Genomic DNA, 18,634 nt, shown 5'->3' with positions numbered 1-18,634 from the left:
CGGGGCAAGCCCGCTCCTACATGTAGGAGCGGGCTTGCCCCGCGAAAAAATCAGAAACTGTAATCCAGCACGATGCCGATAAAGATCAGCAGCCCCGCCCAGTGATTGTGCAGAAAGGCCTTGAAGCACGATTCGCGGTCCAGCTTGCGCGTCGACCAGAACTCCCAGGCAAAGCACAGCAAGGCTGCCACCAGTCCCAGGTGGAACCAGCCGCCCAGCTCGAAGCGGTTGCCGGCCAGTAACAGGCAGCCAAGGGACAATACCTGCAAGGTGAGGATGATCACCCGATCGGCTTCACCGAACAGGATGGCGGTGGATTTGACCCCGATTTTCAGGTCGTCATCGCGGTCGACCATGGCGTAGTACGTGTCGTAGCCCACGGTCCACAGCAGGTTGGCGATGTACAGCAGCCAGGCGATGGCCGGCAGCTCGCCGGTGGCGGCGGTGAAGGCCATGGGGATGCCCCAGGAGTAGGCCGCCCCCAGCACCACCTGCGGGTAGTAGGTGTAGCGCTTCATGAACGGGTAACAGGCCGCCAGCGCCACCGCGCCGAACGACAGCCACACCGTGGTGGCATTGGTGCACAGCACCAGCAAGAAACTCACCCCGACCAATACCGCAAACAGGGTCAGCGCCTCGCGGGCGTTGATCCGTCCGGCGGCCAGCGGGCGGTCGGCAGTGCGTTTGACGTGGCCATCGACCTTGCGGTCGGCGAAATCGTTGATGGCGCAGCCGGCAGCGCGCATCAGCACCACGCCGAGGGTGAATATCAGCACGTTGGCCAGGGTCGGCGCGCCCTTGGCGGCAATCCAGACGGCCGAAAGGGTCGGCCACAGCAGCAGGTAGATGCCAATCGGACGGTCCATCCGGCTCAGCTGGATGAAGTCCCAGGCCCGGGGGTGCAGGCGATTGAACGACTTGAGCAACTGCAGGTACATCAGCGGGTCTCCGATGGGGTGTCGGCGGCAATCCACAGTGTAGGCAAGAACACCTCGGCCACCAGCACGCTCAAGGCGTCGCGATCAAAGCGCGAACGGCGCCCCCACAAGCCGGCATGGCACTGCTCCAGCGGCAGCCAGGCCTGCGGATAGTGGCAGACCTCGATGGGCCGGCGGACAAAGCCCTGTTCGCAGAACAGCAGTTCGCCCAATGAGCGGCTGCCCAGCGCTTCCATGTCCAGGCCGCCACTTTCCAGCGAGCTGCGCGCGGCCACGCTGCGGGCAAACACCCAGGGCTGGCCATGGCCGCGCAAGTACACTTCGCGCACCCAGCCTTCGCTGCCCAACGGCAGGTCAAGGGCCTGGCATTCGTCTTCGCGCAGGCGTTGCCAGCCCTCGCAAAGGGGTGTCACGCAAAAGTGATCGGCGGATAATTGAATCAGGCGGCGGGTCAGGGAGCCCTGGTCGTACAACCAGTCGCGAGTTGTGGGCGATGTGCTGTCTGCCAGGTCAGGGTGCTGCAGCCAGAGTGCAGCGGGCGCTTGCAATGTTTCGTACGGCACGGCGGTATCGAATAACAGGCCAGAGAGACGCCGAGCTTAGCATGATTGCCCGATCCGGCTTGCATGCTGGCACCTGGCTCCAGTACAAAGCCCTTTCTTTGATGGCCGCCACTGTAATCTTCACGAGAGCGGCCACTCCAATGCCTGAGTCTTTCGAGGAAGTGCGTTATGAAAAAGTGGCAATGTATTGTCTGTGGCCTGGTCTACAACGAAGCTGACGGTTGGCCGGACGACGGCATCGCTCCAGGCACCCGGTGGGAAGACGTACCCGAAGACTGGCTGTGCCCGGACTGCGGTGTCGGCAAGATGGATTTCGAGATGATCGAAATCAACTGATCACATTTCAATCAGATTTCAAGGAAGGCAGCGCATGACGGCTCCAGTGGTGATTGTCGGTACAGGTCTGGCGGGTTACAACCTGGCTCGCGAGTTTCGCAAGCTCGACGGCGATACGCCGTTGTTGCTGATTACCGCCGACGACGGCCGTTCCTACTCCAAGCCGATGCTTTCCACCGGTTTCGCCAAGAACAAGGACGCCGACGGCCTGAGCATGGCCGCACCCGGCGCCATGGCCGAGCAGCTCAAGGCCGAGGTGCGCACCCACACCCGCATCAGCGGCATCGACCCGGGCCACAAACGCCTGTGGATCGGTGAAGAGCAGGTTCACTACCGCGACCTGATCCTGGCCTGGGGCGCTGAAACCGTGCGGGTGCCGGTCGAAGGCGATGCGGGCGAGCTGATCTTCCCGATCAACGACCTCGAGGACTACGCGCGTTTTCGCGCCGCCGCCGCTGGCAAGCAACGGGTGCTGATCCTCGGCGCCGGCCTGATCGGCTGTGAGTTCGCCAACGACATGAGCCTGGGTGGCTATCAGGTCGAGCTGGTGGCGCCGTGCGAGCAGGTCATGCCGACCTTGCTGCACCCGATGGCGGCAGCCGCGGTTCAGGCCGGCCTTCAAGAGCTGGGCGTGCGTTTCCACCTGGGCCCGGTACTGACCCGCCTGCAGCGGCTGGAGCAGGGCCTGGAAGCGCACTTGTCCGACGGCAGCGTGATTGCTTGCGACCTGGTGGTTTCGGCTGTTGGCCTGCGCCCACGCATCGACCTGGCCTCGGCTGCGGGGTTGCAGGTCAATCGCGGCGTAGTGGTTGATCGCCAGCTGCGTACCTCCCACGCCAACATCTTCGCCCTCGGTGATTGCGCCGAAGTCGATGGCCTCAATCTGCTGTATGTGATGCCGTTGATGAGTTGCGCCCGGGCGCTGGCGCAAACCCTGGCCGGCAACCCGACAGCGGTCGCCTACGGGCCGATGCCGGTTACGGTTAAAACCCCGGCCTGCCCGCTGGTGGTGTCGCCTGTGCCCCATGGCCGTGAGGGCCAGTGGAGCGTTGAAGGCCAGGGCGCCGACCTCAAGGTGCTCTGCCATGACGCAGACGGCCAACTGCTGGGCTATGCCCTGACCGGCACCGCCGTCATGGACAAGCTGGCTCTAAATCGGCAACTTCCGGCGCTGATGGCGTAAATAACCGGCGTTCTGTCGGATTTCCCCTGCCTTTGCCCCAACAATGGCCGCCCAGAGACTGGCGCGGCCCCTGAGGGCATGCCATTCTCACTCCGTCTGCCGCAGTTTAGAGCCTGCGGTGCCTTGGGCGCTGTTCTTCAAGAGCAGCACGGCATAACAACAAAAAAACCGTCAAAGAGGCTTCACTATGCGTAAACCAGAACTCGCCGCCGCCATTGCGGAAAAGGCTGATCTCACCAAAGAGCAAGCCAACCGCGTGCTCAACGCCGTGCTCGAAGAAATCACCGGCGCCCTGCACCGCAAGGACAGCGTGACCCTGGTCGGCTTCGGTACCTTCCTGCAGCGCCACCGCGGTGCCCGCACGGGCAAAAACCCGCAAACCGGCGAGCCGGTCAAGATCAAGGCCAGCAACACCGTTGCTTTCAAACCAGGCAAATCCCTGAAGGACAGCGTCAATCCGTGATGCCTCGCACAGATCGATTGCAGTGAAAAACGGGCACCGCACAAGGTGCCCGTTTTTTATTGCCGCCGCCCTGGCATCTGGCTAGCATACGCGGCCGCCGTCGCAAGGACGGGGAAGTGTCCAGGGAGGGCCGTGATGAAGACCGAAGGATTCGCACTAACCGCTAGCGCAGGGCAACGCCATGTATGACGGCTTGACCTTGCCCAACTACCTGGCGGGCGTTGCCGACAGCGACCTGTTCGGCAGCCTGGCCTTTGTCTGCCTGATATTGATACTCACCAGCCTGCACCGACGCTGGCGTGACCAGCTCTGGCATCGCCTGCTGACGTTCATTTGCCTGACCACCGTGGTGGTCATGGAACTGGTGGGTTCCTACTATGCGAACCTGCCGCCGGCATGAGCAAAGGCAAAGGGTTGGCCCTGGCGTTGCTGGTACTCCTGCTGCTGCCAGGCGTGACCACGCCGTTGTATTCGAACGCGCTGCTGCTGTGGATGGAGCCTGACAACTTCATCCCCGCCGAATCCTCAATGCTGACCTTCGAGCCCTACCAGATTTCCCAGGGCTCCTCGTCCTACTGGCTGTACGGCCAGGACAAGCACAACTACTACCACTTCACCTACGAAGCCGCGCACCCCTATCGCTATATCCCCCGCGACAACAACTGCCCGGGCTTCGACAGGAACGATGTGCGCAGCTGGTGCCAGGCTTTGCAAGGAAACTCCCGATGATCAAACGCTGGCTGATCGCCCTGGCCGTGCATGCGCTGGCTTGCTTCCTGTTCCTGGTGCTCAACGACATCGGGGTTCATTACTACAAGCAGATCTACGGCGGCTTCACCGCCCGCGGCGTGGCGTCTGGCGCGATTTTCTGGCTGGTGTTCGATGTGATGGTGATCTTCAGCCTGGTGATCGTTTTCGTGCCGAGGCTCAAACACAAACTCATGATCAATGGCGCGCTGGTGGCGTTGATCATCTACTGGCTGATGCCGGATCACCCGGTGCGTACGATGTTTTTCAGCCCGCTGGCCGGTGGTCTGACTTTCCTGGCGATAATGATTGCCCACTGGTTGGGCCGGCTGAATGTATTCAACAAGGATCGGTCTTGAAACGTAGGCACTATTTTGCCCTGGCGATGGTTGGGGCATTGGTACTTTGGGTGGGACACAACATCCAGGTATTGATCGACCGGCCAGGCGAAGTCAGGGTGGTCAGCGAATCGGGCCGTTATCTCATGGAGAATGTGCCGGTTGGTGGCTGGCTGGTGCCTTTCGATGACCTGGCCTACCTGCGTTTCATTGACCGCAGCAATCAAAAGCAGGTTTACCGCACGCCGCTGTTCTCGCAGACCTCTTTGGATATGCGCGATTACGAAGACAACGGCACTGTCGGCATCGTCTGGATCAGCTTGTACAAGGCTGATGGGCATATCGAGATCGCCATACCCAACTGGAATCCCCATTGGCTCAACTACTTCATCAGCAATACGCCCTATGACGTGGCCGACGAGCAAGCCGATTGCCGCAAGCCGGAAAACGTCCTGCGCTTTATCCGCGATGTGCTGGGTTACTGGCTGGGTTTCAGTGACTACTGGTGTACTCCCACTCAACAGCTGATCGACAGAGGCAAACCATGAAAGGCTTTGCGACGACGTGGCGGCAGTGGTTCTGCTCGTTCCTGCTGCTGGCCGGGGCGACAACCTGCGCTGGTGCCCCGGCGGACATGCCGGACTGCTCCGACAACGATTTTGGCGCCTTTTTCGCCGCTTTTGCCCAGAGCGAAGCGCTGCAGCAGTCGCTGGTGGCTGACCCGCTGATCGAGCAGCGGATCTACCCCGGTCGCAAGCAACCGCGTGTGGCGATCCGCAAGCTGGCCCCGGAGCAGCGCCCGTCGCTGGCCTTGCTACAGCCGGCCAAGCGTGCCGCGCTGGGGCTGGTGGTCGAGCAGGAGGGTAGCCGGCAAGTGGTGTTGCACGACACCAAGGGCGAACTGCTCAAGGTCTATACCTTTACCCGCGGCCAATGCTGGGTGTTACAGCGGATCGATGACTGGTCGCTGGCGGGCTTCTTTACCGGGCGCCAGGAGAAGGTTGCCGGCGAGCTGGATGTCGAGCGCGCCAGGCTCTATGAGAATCTGGGCAGGGCAGGGCTCTACGACAACCCTGGGCAACTGATGAACGCCGCCCTCAACAGCCTGCTCAGTGCCGCTGCCAAGGGCAACAACGAGGCCGCGGTCCAGGCGGTCATCCTGATTTTTTCAGGGGATGCCGAACGGCTGCCGGACTCGACCATCGTGCAGCTCCTGGAGGCGGCGATGGTCACTGAACGGGACGCCGGGGCCATGCTGGCGCACTTCGTTTGCTACGGCGAAGAGTATGCCGAGGACCGGGTCTGCCAGGACCCGGGCAAAGCGATTCAAGCCTTGCGCCAATCGGCGAAGCTGGAGTCGCCGCGGGGGCTGGTGGAGCTTGGCTTTGCCTACGAGGCAGGCAAGCTTGGCCAGCAGGACAATGACCGCGCCATGGCGTGCTACCAGCAAGCGGCACTGGAGGCCAGCGGTTACCGCGACAGCGCCGTGGACGGTATCAAGCGCCTGAGCGACAAAGGCGTGGTCGAAGACGAGACACAGAAATGCTTGTAACTCGCCCTTACCGCCTGGCAATCGCCCTGGTTGTGCACCTGTTGGCCATTGTCACTTACCTGTGGCTGCACAACACTGGCATGACAATGTACCGGCAGATGGCCGGCGGGCTGATGTCACGCGGCGTCGCGATCGGCATGGGCATGTACCTGATCTTCTACTTCGTGGTGTTGATGAACCTGGCGATCGCGCTGGTGCCGCGGCTCAAGTGGCGGTTGCTGCTGGCGGCGGCCATTCCTGCCGCAATCCTGCTCTACCTGTTGCCCCAGCATCCGCTGCGCGCAATGTTTTGCAGCGTGCTGGGGTTGTCTACGGCACTGGCGGCTGTCGGCGCGAACCAGTTGATTCTGTACGCGTTGAGCAGGTTCAGGCGTCAGTGAATAACCCGGTTACAAGGCCAACGGCGGCTATCATCGGGTAAAGCGCAGAGAACTATGGCGTTTTTGTAGCGAGACTATAAACTGCTTCGCCAGTCACTTTTTAGCCGAGGCGTGCACATGAAGTTTCGCTTTCTCCTTTGGGCCATGGGCCTGCTGATGGCCAAAGCCAGCCGCAACAACCCTGCCTTTCAGCAGCAACTGGCCGACAAGGACCTGGTGTTCCAGCTGCAGACCCTCGATGGCAAGGCGGCGCGCCATTTCATCGTCAAGGACCTGCGGATCAGCAGCAAATCCGGCACTCACCCTGCGCCAGCTTTCGCTATCGCCTTCAAGGATGCCGCGTTCGGTTTTGCCACCCTGCAGGCCAAGAACAAGCAACTGGCCTTCATGCAGGGGATTCAGGACAAAAGCATCCAGATCAAGGGCAACCCGGCGCTGGTGATCTGGTTCCAGGGCCTGATGAAGTACCTGAAGCCGAAAAAGAAGGCCTGACCGCCAAGGTCAGGCTTACGCCTCAATGCTGGCTGAATTGCGAGGCCAGCTCACGCAGCATGGCTTCGGCTTCCAGCACCTTGTTGACCACGTCCTCGGCTTTTTCGCGGGTCAGGTTCAGACGCTCGAGCAGCTCGTCGGGGATGCTTTCCTGCGGCCCCGAGCCGATTCCGCGCGAGCGCAGCAGGCGTACCGCCAGGCACACCAGGTTGGGGAAGGCGGCGCAGTCGCCGGCATAGGTCGGGTCGTGCTGGAAGCGCAGGGCGGTGGACAGCTCATCCGGCATGTCCCAGTAGCGCATCAGCCAGGCGCCGATCTGCTCGCGGCTAATGCCCAGCAGGTGTTGCTCGACATAGCTGTGGCACAGGTGCGGGTTGACCTCCAGGTGCCGGCAGATCAGCGAGAAATGCGGCGGGAACACATGCGCCAGCAACAGGTAACCGAAGTTGTGCAGCAGCCCGGCCAGGTAGGTCAGGCCCGATTCCGGGCGCTCGGCCCGTGGCATGGCCCGGGTCAGGCCCTCGATCACCGCAGCGGTGTAGATCGATTGCTGCCAGTACGGCGTGGTCTGTTGCGGGTGGTCCTTGGGCAGGCTCAGGGTTTTGCCCAGCGCCAGGCCCAGGGCCAGGTTGATCACCAGGTCAAAGCCGAGCACGCGAACGATGGCGTCTTCTACCGAGCGAATCTTGCCCGGTGAGGCGTAGTAGGGCGAAGCCGCCCAGCTGACCACTTGCGCAGCAAGGGCCGGGTCGGTTTCGACCACGCCGGTGATATCGTCGATGGTAGCGTTGGGGTCGACCCGCAGCTTGATGATTTTTTGCGCGGTTTCCGCCAGCGGCGGGATCTCGATGGTGCTTTCCAGGCGCTGCTGGATGCGCCGGGCGGTGAATGCCTGGACGGCCTGGGAAATTTCTTCGCGGTCGTCGTGGGGGCGGTCGAGATTTGGGCGGATGCTGGTCAGCAGTTCGCCGAAGTTGCCGGCGCTGGCCTTGCTGAGCATCTTCTTGAAGTCGTCGCGCTCGATCTCCAGCAACAACCCGGCTTCACCGGAGTGAATCAGCAGGCGCTCGGGACGCAGCAGGCTTTCTTCGTACAGGCACGGTGAGCTGGTCAGCGCCGGAATCCCCGGGAGGATCTTCAGGCCGTGCTTTTCCAGCATGTGGCGCAGGCGTTCCAGCGGTACCGCAGCCAGCTTGCGGCCGGTCAGCTCGGTCAGGCGGCTGAGGTCGAGCAACTGGTTTTGCGGGAACAGCACCATCAACGCGCCGACTTCGTCGTCCAGCAGTACGGCCTGCACTTTGGCGGCGGCCGGCAGCTGCGGATGGTCGGTCACTTCGCGGTAGGCGATGCCGAGCTTGTCGAGCAGCAACCGGATAACAGACGGAGCGTGGGGGGTTGCGGTGTCCAGAGCAACTTCAGTCATGGTCTGTATCCAAAATTTTTTCAATCGCATGAGTATAACCAGCTTGAACCCCGGGCTGGCCGCAATCTGGGACGGGCGTCACACTTGGCCGTATTGCTGGCCGTGGCGCAGCCAGCGTTCCAGCAAGGGGCTGACGTGTGACGGCCAGCGGGCTAGCAGGGCCTGGGCGGCGTCGCGCACGGCGGGCAGCAGGTCAGCGTCGCGCATCAGGTCGGCGACCTTGAATTGCAGCAGGCCGGTCTGGCGGGTGCCGAGCATTTCACCCGGGCCGCGCAGCTCCAGGTCTTTCTCGGCGATGATGAAGCCGTCGTTGGTCTCGCGCATGATCCCCAAGCGTTCGCGGCCGATCTGCGACAGCGGCGGGTGATACAGCAGCACGCAATGGCTCACCGCGCTGCCCCGGCCAACCCGGCCGCGCAGCTGGTGCAATTGGGCCAGGCCCAGACGCTCGGGGTTCTCGATGATCATCAGGCTGGCATTGGGCACGTCGACACCCACCTCGATCACCGTGGTTGCCACCAGCAGCTGCAAATTGCCCTGCTTGAATTCGGCCATCACCGCGGCTTTCTCCGCAGGTTTCATGCGCCCGTGAATCAGGCCGACACGCAACTCGCCCAAGGCGCTGCTAAGTTCCTCGTAAGTGGTTTCGGCGGCCTGGCAGGTGAGCTCTTCAGATTCTTCGATCAGGGTGCAGACCCAGTAGGTCTGGCGCCCTTCGGCGCAGGCCGCGCGCACCCGCTCGACCACTTCGAAGCGCCGGCTGTCGGTTACCAGCACGGTGTTGACCGGGGTGCGGCCTGGCGGCAATTCGTCGAGGATCGAGGTGTCCAGGTCGGCATAGGCGCTCATGGCCAGGGTGCGCGGGATCGGCGTGGCGGTCATGATCAGCTGGTGCGGGCACAGTTGACCGCCCACGCCTTTCTGGCGCAGGGCCAGGCGCTGCTGCACGCCGAAGCGGTGCTGTTCGTCGATGATCGCCAGGGCCAGGTTCTTGAACTTCACTTCTTCCTGGAACAGGGCATGGGTGCCAACCACCATCGGGGCGCCGGCGGCGATCTGTTCCAGGGCGCTGCTGCGTACCTTGCCCTTGAGCTTGCCGGCCAGCCAGGCGACTTCGATGCCCAGCGGCTCCAGCCAGCGCTTGAAGGTGATGAAATGCTGCTCGGCGAGGATCTCAGTGGGTGCCATCAGCGCCACCTGGTAACCGGCTTCCAGCGCTTGCAGGGCAGCGAGGGCAGCGACCACGGTCTTGCCGGCGCCGACATCGCCTTGCACCAGGCGCAGCATCGGCTCCGGCTGGCTGAGGTCGTAGGCAATCTCGTTGCCCACGCGTTGCTGGGCACCGGTTGGTGCAAAGCCGAGGTTGGCCAGGTACTGCCGGGGCAAGCGGCTGGCCTTGGGCAATACCGGCGCACGCTGGGCGCGCAGGCTTTCGCGCAGGCGCTGCTGGGACAGCTGGTGGGTCAGCAGCTCTTCGAACGCCAGGCGGTGCTGGGCCCAATGGTGGCCTTCGGCGAGCTCATCGACGTCGGCATCGGCCGGTGGGTGGTGCAGGTAGCGGATCGCATCGTCCAGCGGCGCCAGTTGGTAATCCCGGGCCAGTTCGTCCGGTAGCCAGTCCGGCAGGCTGCGCGGGCCGAGCAGGGCCAGGCTCTGCTGGCACAGCTGGCGCAGGCGCTGCTGGGTCAGGCCTTCGGTGGTCGGGTAGATCGGGGTCAGGGTCTGCTCCACCGGGGCCGGCTCGTCGCCGGTCAGCGCGCGGTATTCCGGGTGGTAGATTTCCAGCCCGGAAGCACCCGGGCGCGCTTCACCGTAGCAGCGCAGGTGGGTGCCGCGCTTGAGGCCTTCCTTCTGCGCGTTGCTGAAGTGGTAAAAGCGCAGGCTCAGAACGCCGCTGCCGTCGCCCAGGCGCACCAGCAGGCTGCGGCGCTTGCCCATGACCACGTCGGTGCCACTGACCACGCCTTCGATCACTGCATCCTGGCCCGGGCGCAGGGCGCCGATGGGCACCACGCGGGTGCGGTCCTGATAGCGCAGCGGCAGGTGGAACAGCACGTCCTGGAGGTTCTCCAGGCCGACCTTGGCGAGTTTTTCGGCCATGGCCTCGCCGACTCCCTTGAGCGCGGTCACCGAGACCTGGGACAACTCCGGCATGGTGCTTTCCTACTGGCTCGCGGCGGGTTTGGCGACCGAGCACAGGCGGATCGAGTCTGCGAGGATCTCGATGGCCTTGGGCCGCGGGAAGCTGGCGCGCCAGGCGATGGCCACGGTGCGAAACGGCGCCGGTGGGCTCAGCGGGCGCACTTCGATCACGCCCGGGGCGTAATGGTGGCTGTGCACTGCCGACAGCGGCAGGATAGATACGCCCAGGCCCGAAGCGACCATGTGGCGAATGGTTTCCAGCGAGCTGGACTCGACCGTGGTGTGCTTGGCGCCGTCGCTGCCTTTGGCCAGGGTCGGGCACGCCTCAAGCACCTGGTCACGGAAGCAGTGGCCTTCACCGAGCAGCAGCAGGCTCTTGTCGTTGAGCAGGCTGGCGTCGATGGTTTCTTTCTGGGTCCATGGATGCTCGCTGGGCATCAGCACGTAGAACGGCTCGTCGTACAGCGGCAGGGTCAGTACGTCGGCTTCGTTGAACGGCAGGGCGATGATCACTGCGTCCAGCTCGCCATTGCGCAGCTTGTCGCGCAGGATGTGGGTGAAGTTCTCTTCGATGTACAACGGCATCTGCGGGGCGACCCGGTGCAGTTGCGGGATCAGGTGCGGGAACAGGTAGGGGCCGACGGTGTAGATCGCGCCGACTTTCAGCGGGGCGGTCAGCTGGTTCTTGCCGGCCTGGGCCAGCTCGCGAATGCCCTGGGCCTGCTCGAGTACCTTTTGCGCCTGGGCAACGATGCCTTCGCCGACCGGGGTCAGGCGTACCGCGCTTTTGCTGCGCTCGAAGATCAGTACACCCAGCTCGTCCTCAAGCTTCTTGACGCCGACCGACAGGGTCGGCTGGCTGACGTGGCAGCGTTCGGCGGCGTGGCCGAAGTGCTGCTCCTGGGCGAGGGTGACGATGTAGCGCAATTCTGTGAGGGTCATAACGTGCGTCCATGAAGTTGCGGCCCCAGCATAGCGGCTGCAATCGATAGACGCACGTTATCAGACTTGCTCGTTTGTGACAGAAACAAAGCGTTAGCGTTTGTCCAGCGAGTAGACGAAAGGCGCGATCACTTCAATGCTGCCGTTGTTGAGCAGTTCTTTAGGCGGCGGTGGCACCGGTTGCGCGCGACGGATCATCTCCAGGGTCGCCCGATCCAGTGCCGCGCTGCCCGATCCACCAGCCAGGGCGTAGGAAAGGATCTTGCCCTCGCCATCGACCACGAAGCGCAGGCGGTTGATGCCTTCCATACGCATGCGCCGGGCGTTTTCCGGGTAGCGCTTGTACTTCGCCAGGTGTCGCAGCAGATCGCTCTGCCAGGTCGGCAGGGCATTGCTGTTGGTGGCGATGCTCGGCGCCGGAGCCGCCGATTTTTGCGACGGTGCGGTGGTTGGCGGTGTATCGACCACTTCCTCGTCGGCCGGCTTTTCCTGCGGCGGCTCAGGCTTTTTCTCGGGCTTGGGCGGCTGCGGTTTGGCCTTTGGCTTGACCTGCTTGGCAATGGCGATTTTCGGTTTCGGCGCCTCGGCCAGTTTCGGCAGCGGCGGTTCTTCGACCGGCGCTGGCGGCTGTGGCGGGGTGACCACCTTGGGTGGAGGTGGCGGGGCCGGTTCGGGCATCGGGGCCATTTCGATCATCATTGCCGCAGGCGGCAACTCGATCGCTTGGGGCACCGACCAATTGAGCGTCAGCAAAACGGCAACGGCATGGATACCCAGCACAATCGCCAGACTACTGCTGTAACGCGCCAGCTTATGCCGCGTCTTGATCATTTCTTGGCTGCCGTCTCAAGGCCGACCAGACCGACTTTCAGGTAACCGGCCGCGCGCAGCGTGTTCATGACTTCCATCAGATCGCCGTAATCGACACCTTTATCGGCCTGGAAGAAGATCGTGGTGTCCTTGTCGCCCTTGGTCTTGGCGTCGAGAATCGCGCCGAGCTGGTCACGCTGGACCTGCTCGTCACCGACGTACAGGTTCTGGTCAGCCTTGACGCTGAGGAACACCGGCTTCTCGGGCCTCGGCGCCGGTTTTGCGGTCGAGGCTGGCAGGTCGACCTTGATGTCGACGGTTGCCAGCGGCGCTGCCACCATGAAGATGATCAGCAGGACCAACATGACGTCGATGAACGGCGTGACGTTGATTTCGTGGTTTTCGGCGAGGTCGTCGCCACCTTCGTTAAGATGCAGGCCCATGGCTTAGCCCACTTTAACCATGTGAGGTGCCGCGGCGCGATCGCCTGGCTGATGGTCCAGGTCGCGGCTGACCAGCAGCAGGACTTCGGCCGAGGCATCGGACACCTGCGCCTTGTAACCGGCAATGGAGCGGGCGAAGACGTTGTAAATGACCACCGCAGGGATCGCTGCGACCAGGCCCAGGGCGGTGGCCAGCAGGGCTTCGGCGATACCCGGGGCAACCACGGCGAGGTTGGTGGTCTGGGTCTTGGCGATGCCGATGAAGCTGTTCATGATGCCCCAGACGGTACCGAACAGACCGACGAACGGCGCGGTGGAACCGATGGTGGCGAGGACGCCGGTGCCGCTGCTCATGTTGCGGCCGCTGGCAGCTACCAGGCGCTCAAGGCGGAAGCTGACGCGCTCCTTGATGCCTTCTTTCTCGCGGGTATTGGCCGACAGGCGCATTTCATCCAGGGCATCGTGGACCAGGATGTGGGCCAGGGTGCCTTCTTTGTTGGCGCTGTCGCTGGCTTCCTTGAGGGTGGTGGCACGCTTGAGGGCGGCGATCTCGCCACGCAGGCGACGCTTGGCGCCCAGCAGCTCGAAGCCTTTGGCGATCCAGATGGTCCAGGTAATGATCGAGGCGATGGCCAGGCCGATCATGACGATCTTCACCACGATGTCGGCGTTCTTGTACATGCCCCATGGCGACAGGTCGTGGGCCATGCCCAGGCTGGTATCTTCAACCAGTGCTTCAACGCTTTCGTCAGCAGGGCTGGCGGCCTGGCCATCAACCGGAGCAACAGCAGGCGCGGCAGCCGGATCGGTCGGCGCAGCAGCCTGTTCGGCACCCGGTGCGGCCGGTGCAACGGCGGCGGCTGGAGTGGCGGGTGCGGTGGTCGGCTCATCGGCCAGGGCGGCGGGTGCCATCACCAGGCTGAGCATCAGCGCGGCAACGGCGCGCCATGCGCGCGACGTGGTTGGCGAAGCGGAAGGTTGGATACGTGTCATGCTGGCCTGACCTGATGAAGAAGAAAGAGGTGGTTGTCCTTCCAGGCCTCGAGACAGGCCGAGAACAAAATTGGGTGGCCATTATTGCAAGTAATTCTTGTTAGCAGAAGTAATAAAGTTACTTTTTTTCCATCATAGCTAGCCGCCTATCGATTTATTTGGATAGGCTGGGCCTTTGATTTGCGGAGTTTCAGGATGTCTGCGCCCTCAGTTCTGATCGTCGGTTGTGGCGATGTCGGTGGCCGTCTGGCCAAGCAATTGCTGGCCTCTGGCTGGCCGGTGAGCGGCTTGCGCCGCAGTGTTGGCCAATTGCCAGAGGGGGTGACGGCGATCGCTGCCGACTTGAATGACTCGCGTTGCCCGGCCGACTGGCCGGTTGACGCTCCGGATTACCTGGTCTACAGCGTTGCCGCCAGCCAGCATGACGAAGCCGGTTATCAGGCCGCTTATGTCGAGGGCCTGCGCAACGTGCTGGCCTGGCTGGCCGAGCGCGGGCAAAAGCCGCGGCGCCTGCTGTTTGTCTCGAGCAGCAGCGTGTATGCGCAGAAGGACGGCGAGTGGATTGACGAAACTGCTGCCGTGGCGCCTGAAGGCTATTCGGGCAAGGTCATGCTCGAAGCCGAGCAACTGGCCCTGGCCAGCGGCATCCCGGTGACCATCGTGCGCCTTACGGGCATCTACGGCCCGGGTCGCGAATGGCTGCTCAGCCAGGTCCGCCAGGGTTATCGAGTAACCGAAGAGCCGCCGCTGTACGGCAACCGCATTCACGCTGAAGATGCTGCCGGGCTGCTGGCGTTCTTGCTCAAGAGCGATCAGCAAGGCAAGGCTGTGGACGACTGCTACATCGGTGTCGATGACGCACCGGCGCCGCTGTTTGACGTGGTTGCCTGGCTGCGCGAGTACATGGGCGTTACCCAGTGGTCGGAACAGGAGCGGGTGCGCCGTGCCGGCAGCAAGCGCTGCAGCAACGCCCGGGCCCGGGCACTGGGCTGGGCGCCACAGTACCCAAGCTACAAGGAAGGCTATGCGGCCATCCTTGCCGGAAGCAATTAACCCTTACTGACGCTCAAGCAGCCAGCGACGAGGGCCAGGTTGCAGATCGGGCATCTCGTCGGCCTGGGCCTTGTTGACGGCCTGGAAGATTTCCAGCTGTTTGCCGTCACGCTTGAAGATCCACGGGTTGCCCTGCTGGTTGCGTTCCAGCCACAGGCTGTCGTGCTCGCCGCTCATGGCCGCGCAATCACCAGCCAGGCACAGCGCGTAGCGATCCAGGCCGGGCAGGCCGTCGAGGCTGCCGTTGGCGCGAAAATGCGCCACTGCACCCTGTCCCGGGCCCTCGACAATCTTCCAGTCGCCACCCATGTAAGCCTTGTACAGCTCGGTTTCAAAGGTGGTGCCAGCTGGCGCATCAATGGGTGCCGGGGTTTCGGCGCGCTGGAAGCTCTGCTGCGGGTTGGCGTCACTGGCCGCTTGAACCAGTTCGTCGCCGTCCAGGCTCAGCGTCTCGGCGTAGTTACCGTAGAAATCGACTTCCCACTGGCCATCTTTGAGCGCCTTGAGCTTGCCGTCGCCCGCTTCAAAGCCATTGCTGAAGGTGGCCTGGCTGGCGGCAACGTTGACCTTCCACTCAAGGTTCGGGCCGTTGGCGAGCAGGGCCTGGCGCAGGTTGGAGCCTTTGGCGGCAGCGTCGATGGCGTTCTGGTTGATCCAGGTACCGTTGAGGTCTTCCGGGCTGTGGCTGGCGCAGCCGCTCAACAGGGTGGCGAGCAGCGACAGGGCGAGCGCGTAGCGCATGGCGGGGGTCCTTGCAGGGGCGGGGGATGAGGGCGCACCGGGCGGCGCGCCCTCGGGGGTGTTACTCGATGACCAGGATGGCATCCATTTCAACCTGCGCGCCTTTCGGCAGGGCAGCAACGCCAATGGCGGCGCGGGCCGGGTACGGCTGGTCGAAGTACTTGCCCATGATCTCGTTGACCTTGGCGAAGTGGCTGAGGTCGGTGAGGAAGATGTTCAGCTTGACGATGTCCTTGAACGAACCGCCAGCGGCTTCAGCAACGGCCTTGAGGTTTTCGAAGACCTGGACGGTCTGGGCTTCGAAGCCTTCGACCAGTTCCATGGTTTTCGGGTCCAGCGGGATCTGCCCGGACATGTACACCGTGTTGCCGGCCTTGATCGCCTGGGAATAGGTGCCGATGGCGGCTGGGGCCTTGTCACTGGTGATGACGGTCTTGGTCATGATGACTCCTTGCTGTTATTGGGCTACGCACGCATGCGGGTGATTCGGATCACCCCGGTCAGGGCGCGCAGTTTCTTGATCACGCGTGCCAGGTGCACACGGTCGTGCACGCTGACCACCAGTTGGACCACGCTGATGCGACCATCGCGTTCATCCATGCTGATTTTCTCGATATTGCCGTCGGCGGCGTTGACGCTGCTGGCCAGCAGCGCGATCAGGCCGCGCTGGTGCTCAAGCTCGACGCGCAGCTCGACGTTGAATTCGCCGGTGACATCCTTGGCCCAGGACAGCTGGATGCATTTTTCCGGGTTGTGGCGGATTTCGCTGATGTTGCGGCAGTTTTCCAGGTGCACCACCATGCCTTTGCCCGCCGACAGGTGACCGACAATCGGGTCGCCCGGGATCGGCGTGCAGCATTTGGCGTAGCTCAACACCAGGCCTTCGGTGCCGCGAATGGCCAGCGGGCCTTCCGGGCTTGGCAGCTGCTCGCCCTCGGTGGACAGCAGGCGTCGGGCCACTACGTAGGCCATGCGGTTGCCCAGGCCGATGTCTTCGAGCAAGTCTTCGATCAGCTCCAGGCGGTATTCGCCGAGCATGGCCTGGATGCGCTCCTGGGGGATCTTGTCCAGGGCGCTGTCGAAGCCGTTGAGAACCTTGTTCAGCAGGCGTTCGCCAAGGCTGATGGATTCCGAGCGGCGCTGCAGCTTGAGCGCATGGCGGATGTGCGTACGGGCCTTGCCAGTCACCACGAAGTTGAGCCAGGCCGGGTTCGGTCGCGCCCCCGGGGCGCTGACGATCTCGACCGTCGAGCCGCTCTGCAGCGGTTCGGACAGCGGCGCCAGGCGGCGGTTGATGCGGCAGGCAATGCAGCTGTTGCCGACGTCGGTGTGCACCGCGTAGGCGAAGTCGACCGCCGTGGAGCCTTTGGGCAGCTCCATGATCCGGCCCTTGGGCGTGAACACATAGACCTCGTCCGGGAACAGGTCGATCTTCACGCTCTCGATGAATTCGAGGGAGTTGCCCGCGCGTTGCTGCATTTCCAGCACGCCTTTGACCCATTGGCGCGCCCGGGCATGGGTGCCCTTGGGCTGCTCGTCGTCACTGGACTTGTACAGCCAGTGGGCGGCGATGCCGTTGTTGGCCATCTCTTCCATTTCGCGGGTGCGGATCTGGATCTCGATCGGGACCCCGTGCATGCCGAACAGCGTGGTATGCAGCGACTGGTAGCCGTTGGCCTTGGGGATCGCGATGTAATCCTTGAAGCGCCCCGGCAGCGGCTTGTACAGGTTGTGCACGGCGCCCAGCACGCGGTAGCAGGTGTCGACCTTGTCGACGATGATGCGGAACGCGTAGACGTCCATGATCTCGTTGAAGGCCCGGCGTTTGCCGCGCATCTTCTTGTAGATGCCATAGAGGTGCTTCTGCCGGCCGCTGACTTCGCCTTCGATACCGTCGACCGCCAGGCAGTGGGCCAGCGACTCTTCGATCTTGTTGACGATTTCCTTGCGGTTGCCGCGGGCGCGCTTGACCGCCTGGTAGATGCGCGCCGAGCGCATCGGGTGCATGGCCTTGAAGCCGAGGTCTTCGAACTCTACGCGCACACTGTGCATGCCCAGGCGGTTGGCGATGGGGGCGTAGATTTCCAGGGTTTCTTTGGCGATGCGCCGGCGCTTTTCGCCGGACAGCACTTCGAGGGTGCGCATGTTGTGCAGGCGGTCGGCCAGCTTGACCAGGATCACACGGATATCCCGGGCCATGGCCATGGCCATTTTCTGGAAGTTTTCCGCCTGGGCTTCGGCCTTGGTCTCGAAGTTCATCTGGGTCAGCTTGCTGACGCCGTCGACCAGTTCGGCCACGGTTTCGCCAAATTGCGAGCTGAGTGCTTCCTTGGCGATGCCGGTGTCTTCGATCACGTCATGAAGCATGGCGGCCATCAGGCTCTGATGGTCCATGTGCATGTCGGCAAGGATGCTTGCCACCGCCAGCGGGTGCGTGACGTAGGCTTCGCCGCTGCGACGGCGCTGGCCGTCGTGGGCTTGTTCGGCGTAGAAATACGCCCGGCGCACCAGGTTGACCTGGTCGGCGCCGAGGTAGGTCGACAAGCGATCGGCGAGGGCGTCTATGCTCGGCATGGGATTACCTCTTGCCAAGGGACGATGACCGGTGCCGTACTACGTCGACCAGGCATGGGCTTAGACCGCCTCGTTGGTCTCGTCACCCTCGCCGAACGCGAACATTGGCTCAACTTGAGTCTGGATCGACTCTGCAGCCATGAACTCATCAGTGCAGATGCCTTCAGCGATTTCGCGCAGGGCCATGACGGTAGGTTTGTCGTTTTCCCATGGCAGCTTCGGCTCTTTGCCGCCGGTGGCCAGTTGACGGGCACGTTTGGTGGAGAGCATGACCAGCTCAAAACGGTTAGCCACGTGTTCTAGGCAGTCTTCAACGGTTACGCGGGCCATGGTCTTCCTCAAGTAGCAAATGCGGAGTTCAGCCCGAAAGGGCGAGCGGACTCGATAGTTTAAAAAATCACCAGCCTTTAGGGAAGCGCTGATTTCATTTCGAGCCCTTGATACCTCGACGATACCTACTTGCAGGGCTCTAGCACAACTGTCTTGTATGCGTGCTCAATTCAATAGCATCGCGGGGCAAG

Annotated in this window: 23 protein-coding genes; 11 read left to right on the top strand and 12 right to left on the bottom strand. The window is 62.9% G+C overall.

All coding sequences use genetic code 11. The annotated features are described in order from the left end of the window. Positions 1-50 precede the first annotated feature (50 nt). Positions 51-938 (bottom strand): 4-hydroxybenzoate octaprenyltransferase, encoded by an 888-nt coding sequence (gene ubiA, locus ACIOVF_RS16670; protein WP_045199529.1) that lies wholly within the window; start codon positions 936-938, stop codon positions 51-53. Further along, positions 938-1,501: a chorismate lyase gene (locus ACIOVF_RS16665; RefSeq protein WP_045199531.1), complete on the bottom strand. Its 564-nt coding sequence runs from the start codon at positions 1,499-1,501 to the stop codon at positions 938-940. The genes ubiA and ACIOVF_RS16665 overlap by 1 nt, the downstream gene beginning before the upstream one ends. Before the next feature lie 168 nt (positions 1,502-1,669). Here ACIOVF_RS16665 and ACIOVF_RS16660 point away from each other — a divergent pair, with 168 nt between their 5' ends. The 10 genes from ACIOVF_RS16660 (at position 1,670) to ACIOVF_RS16615 (ending at position 6,992) form a co-directional block, all read left to right on the top strand. Further along, a complete protein-coding gene (locus tag ACIOVF_RS16660; protein ID WP_045199533.1) occupies positions 1,670-1,837 on the top strand; it encodes a rubredoxin in 168 nt (55 codons plus the stop codon). Positions 1,838-1,871: 34 nt separating this feature from the next. After that, entirely contained in the window at positions 1,872-3,020 is a 1,149-nt protein-coding gene (locus tag ACIOVF_RS16655) for an NAD(P)/FAD-dependent oxidoreductase (protein WP_093377970.1), read from the top strand. Between the two features lie 187 nt (positions 3,021-3,207). Next, positions 3,208-3,483, top strand: coding sequence for an HU family DNA-binding protein (locus ACIOVF_RS16650; protein ID WP_003213368.1), 276 nt, complete (start codon positions 3,208-3,210; stop codon positions 3,481-3,483). 181 nt (positions 3,484-3,664) lie between these two features. Then, positions 3,665-3,883 carry a hypothetical protein gene (locus ACIOVF_RS16645; protein WP_045199537.1) on the top strand — a complete coding sequence of 73 codons (219 nt, stop codon included), beginning with the start codon at positions 3,665-3,667 and terminating at the stop codon, positions 3,881-3,883. Continuing rightward, a complete protein-coding gene (locus ACIOVF_RS16640) occupies positions 3,880-4,212 on the top strand; it encodes a hypothetical protein (RefSeq protein ID WP_045199539.1) in 333 nt (110 codons plus the stop codon). The genes ACIOVF_RS16645 and ACIOVF_RS16640 overlap by 4 nt, the downstream gene beginning before the upstream one ends. Continuing rightward, on the top strand, positions 4,209-4,589 hold the full coding sequence (locus tag ACIOVF_RS16635; RefSeq protein ID WP_045199541.1) for a hypothetical protein: 381 nt from the start codon (positions 4,209-4,211) through the stop codon (positions 4,587-4,589). Before ACIOVF_RS16640 ends, ACIOVF_RS16635 begins: the two co-directional genes overlap by 4 nt. Beyond that, entirely contained in the window at positions 4,586-5,116 is a 531-nt protein-coding gene (locus tag ACIOVF_RS16630) for a hypothetical protein (RefSeq protein ID WP_052676540.1), read from the top strand. The genes ACIOVF_RS16635 and ACIOVF_RS16630 overlap by 4 nt, the downstream gene beginning before the upstream one ends. After that, positions 5,113-6,120: a hypothetical protein gene (locus ACIOVF_RS16625; protein ID WP_401290850.1), complete on the top strand. Its 1,008-nt coding sequence runs from the start codon at positions 5,113-5,115 to the stop codon at positions 6,118-6,120. Before ACIOVF_RS16630 ends, ACIOVF_RS16625 begins: the two co-directional genes overlap by 4 nt. Further along, positions 6,111-6,500 carry a hypothetical protein gene (locus ACIOVF_RS16620; protein WP_045199545.1) on the top strand — a complete coding sequence of 130 codons (390 nt, stop codon included), beginning with the start codon at positions 6,111-6,113 and terminating at the stop codon, positions 6,498-6,500. The genes ACIOVF_RS16625 and ACIOVF_RS16620 overlap by 10 nt, the downstream gene beginning before the upstream one ends. 117 nt (positions 6,501-6,617) lie before the next feature. Next, positions 6,618-6,992, top strand: coding sequence for a helicase (locus ACIOVF_RS16615; protein WP_045199547.1), 375 nt, complete (start codon positions 6,618-6,620; stop codon positions 6,990-6,992). Positions 6,993-7,014: 22 nt separating this feature from the next. Here the strand turns inward: ACIOVF_RS16615 and ACIOVF_RS16610 are convergent, their stop codons facing one another. The 6 genes from ACIOVF_RS16610 to exbB form a co-directional block, all read right to left on the bottom strand. Further along, positions 7,015-8,415: an aminoacyl-tRNA deacylase and HDOD domain-containing protein gene (locus tag ACIOVF_RS16610; RefSeq protein WP_045199549.1), complete on the bottom strand. Its 1,401-nt coding sequence runs from the start codon at positions 8,413-8,415 to the stop codon at positions 7,015-7,017. Positions 8,416-8,493: 78 nt separating this feature from the next. Continuing rightward, positions 8,494-10,569, bottom strand: coding sequence for an ATP-dependent DNA helicase RecG (gene recG / locus ACIOVF_RS16605; RefSeq protein WP_401290845.1), 2,076 nt, complete (start codon positions 10,567-10,569; stop codon positions 8,494-8,496). A 9-nt stretch (positions 10,570-10,578) separates the two neighbouring features. Next, the gene (locus ACIOVF_RS16600) at positions 10,579-11,499 is read right to left on the bottom strand and encodes a hydrogen peroxide-inducible genes activator (RefSeq protein ID WP_045199553.1); all 921 of its coding nucleotides are present in this window, start codon (positions 11,497-11,499) and stop codon (positions 10,579-10,581) included. Positions 11,500-11,592: 93 nt separating this feature from the next. Next, a complete protein-coding gene (locus ACIOVF_RS16595) occupies positions 11,593-12,330 on the bottom strand; it encodes an energy transducer TonB (RefSeq protein ID WP_045199555.1) in 738 nt (245 codons plus the stop codon). Further along, complete coding sequence (gene exbD / locus ACIOVF_RS16590) at positions 12,327-12,752, bottom strand: TonB system transport protein ExbD (protein WP_045199557.1); 426 nt, start codon at positions 12,750-12,752, stop codon at positions 12,327-12,329. Before exbD ends, ACIOVF_RS16595 begins: the two co-directional genes overlap by 4 nt. 3 nt (positions 12,753-12,755) lie before the next feature. After that, complete coding sequence (gene exbB, locus ACIOVF_RS16585; RefSeq protein WP_093377992.1) at positions 12,756-13,745, bottom strand: tonB-system energizer ExbB; 990 nt, start codon at positions 13,743-13,745, stop codon at positions 12,756-12,758. Between the two features lie 195 nt (positions 13,746-13,940). Here exbB and ACIOVF_RS16580 point away from each other — a divergent pair, with 195 nt between their 5' ends. Next, entirely contained in the window at positions 13,941-14,798 is an 858-nt protein-coding gene (locus ACIOVF_RS16580; RefSeq protein WP_045199561.1) for an SDR family oxidoreductase, read from the top strand. Between the two features lie 3 nt (positions 14,799-14,801). Here ACIOVF_RS16580 and ACIOVF_RS16575 read toward each other — a convergent pair whose 3' ends face one another. From ACIOVF_RS16575 to rpoZ, 4 genes are all read right to left on the bottom strand, one after another. Further along, positions 14,802-15,539 (bottom strand): hypothetical protein, encoded by a 738-nt coding sequence (locus ACIOVF_RS16575; RefSeq protein ID WP_045199564.1) that lies wholly within the window; start codon positions 15,537-15,539, stop codon positions 14,802-14,804. Between the two features lie 61 nt (positions 15,540-15,600). After that, positions 15,601-15,981 carry a RidA family protein gene (locus ACIOVF_RS16570; protein WP_014340863.1) on the bottom strand — a complete coding sequence of 127 codons (381 nt, stop codon included), beginning with the start codon at positions 15,979-15,981 and terminating at the stop codon, positions 15,601-15,603. Positions 15,982-16,004: 23 nt separating this feature from the next. Then, positions 16,005-18,113: a bifunctional GTP diphosphokinase/guanosine-3',5'-bis pyrophosphate 3'-pyrophosphohydrolase gene (gene spoT, locus ACIOVF_RS16565; RefSeq protein WP_045199568.1), complete on the bottom strand. Its 2,109-nt coding sequence runs from the start codon at positions 18,111-18,113 to the stop codon at positions 16,005-16,007. A gap of 60 nt (positions 18,114-18,173) precedes the next feature. Next, complete coding sequence (gene rpoZ, locus ACIOVF_RS16560; RefSeq protein ID WP_045199570.1) at positions 18,174-18,443, bottom strand: DNA-directed RNA polymerase subunit omega; 270 nt, start codon at positions 18,441-18,443, stop codon at positions 18,174-18,176. Positions 18,444-18,634 lie beyond the last annotated feature (191 nt).

Source organism: Pseudomonas sp. NPDC087612, assembly GCF_044743505.1.
Lineage (GTDB): Bacteria > Pseudomonadota > Gammaproteobacteria > Pseudomonadales > Pseudomonadaceae > Aquipseudomonas.
This window is presented reverse-complemented; position numbering and strand designations above follow the sequence as displayed.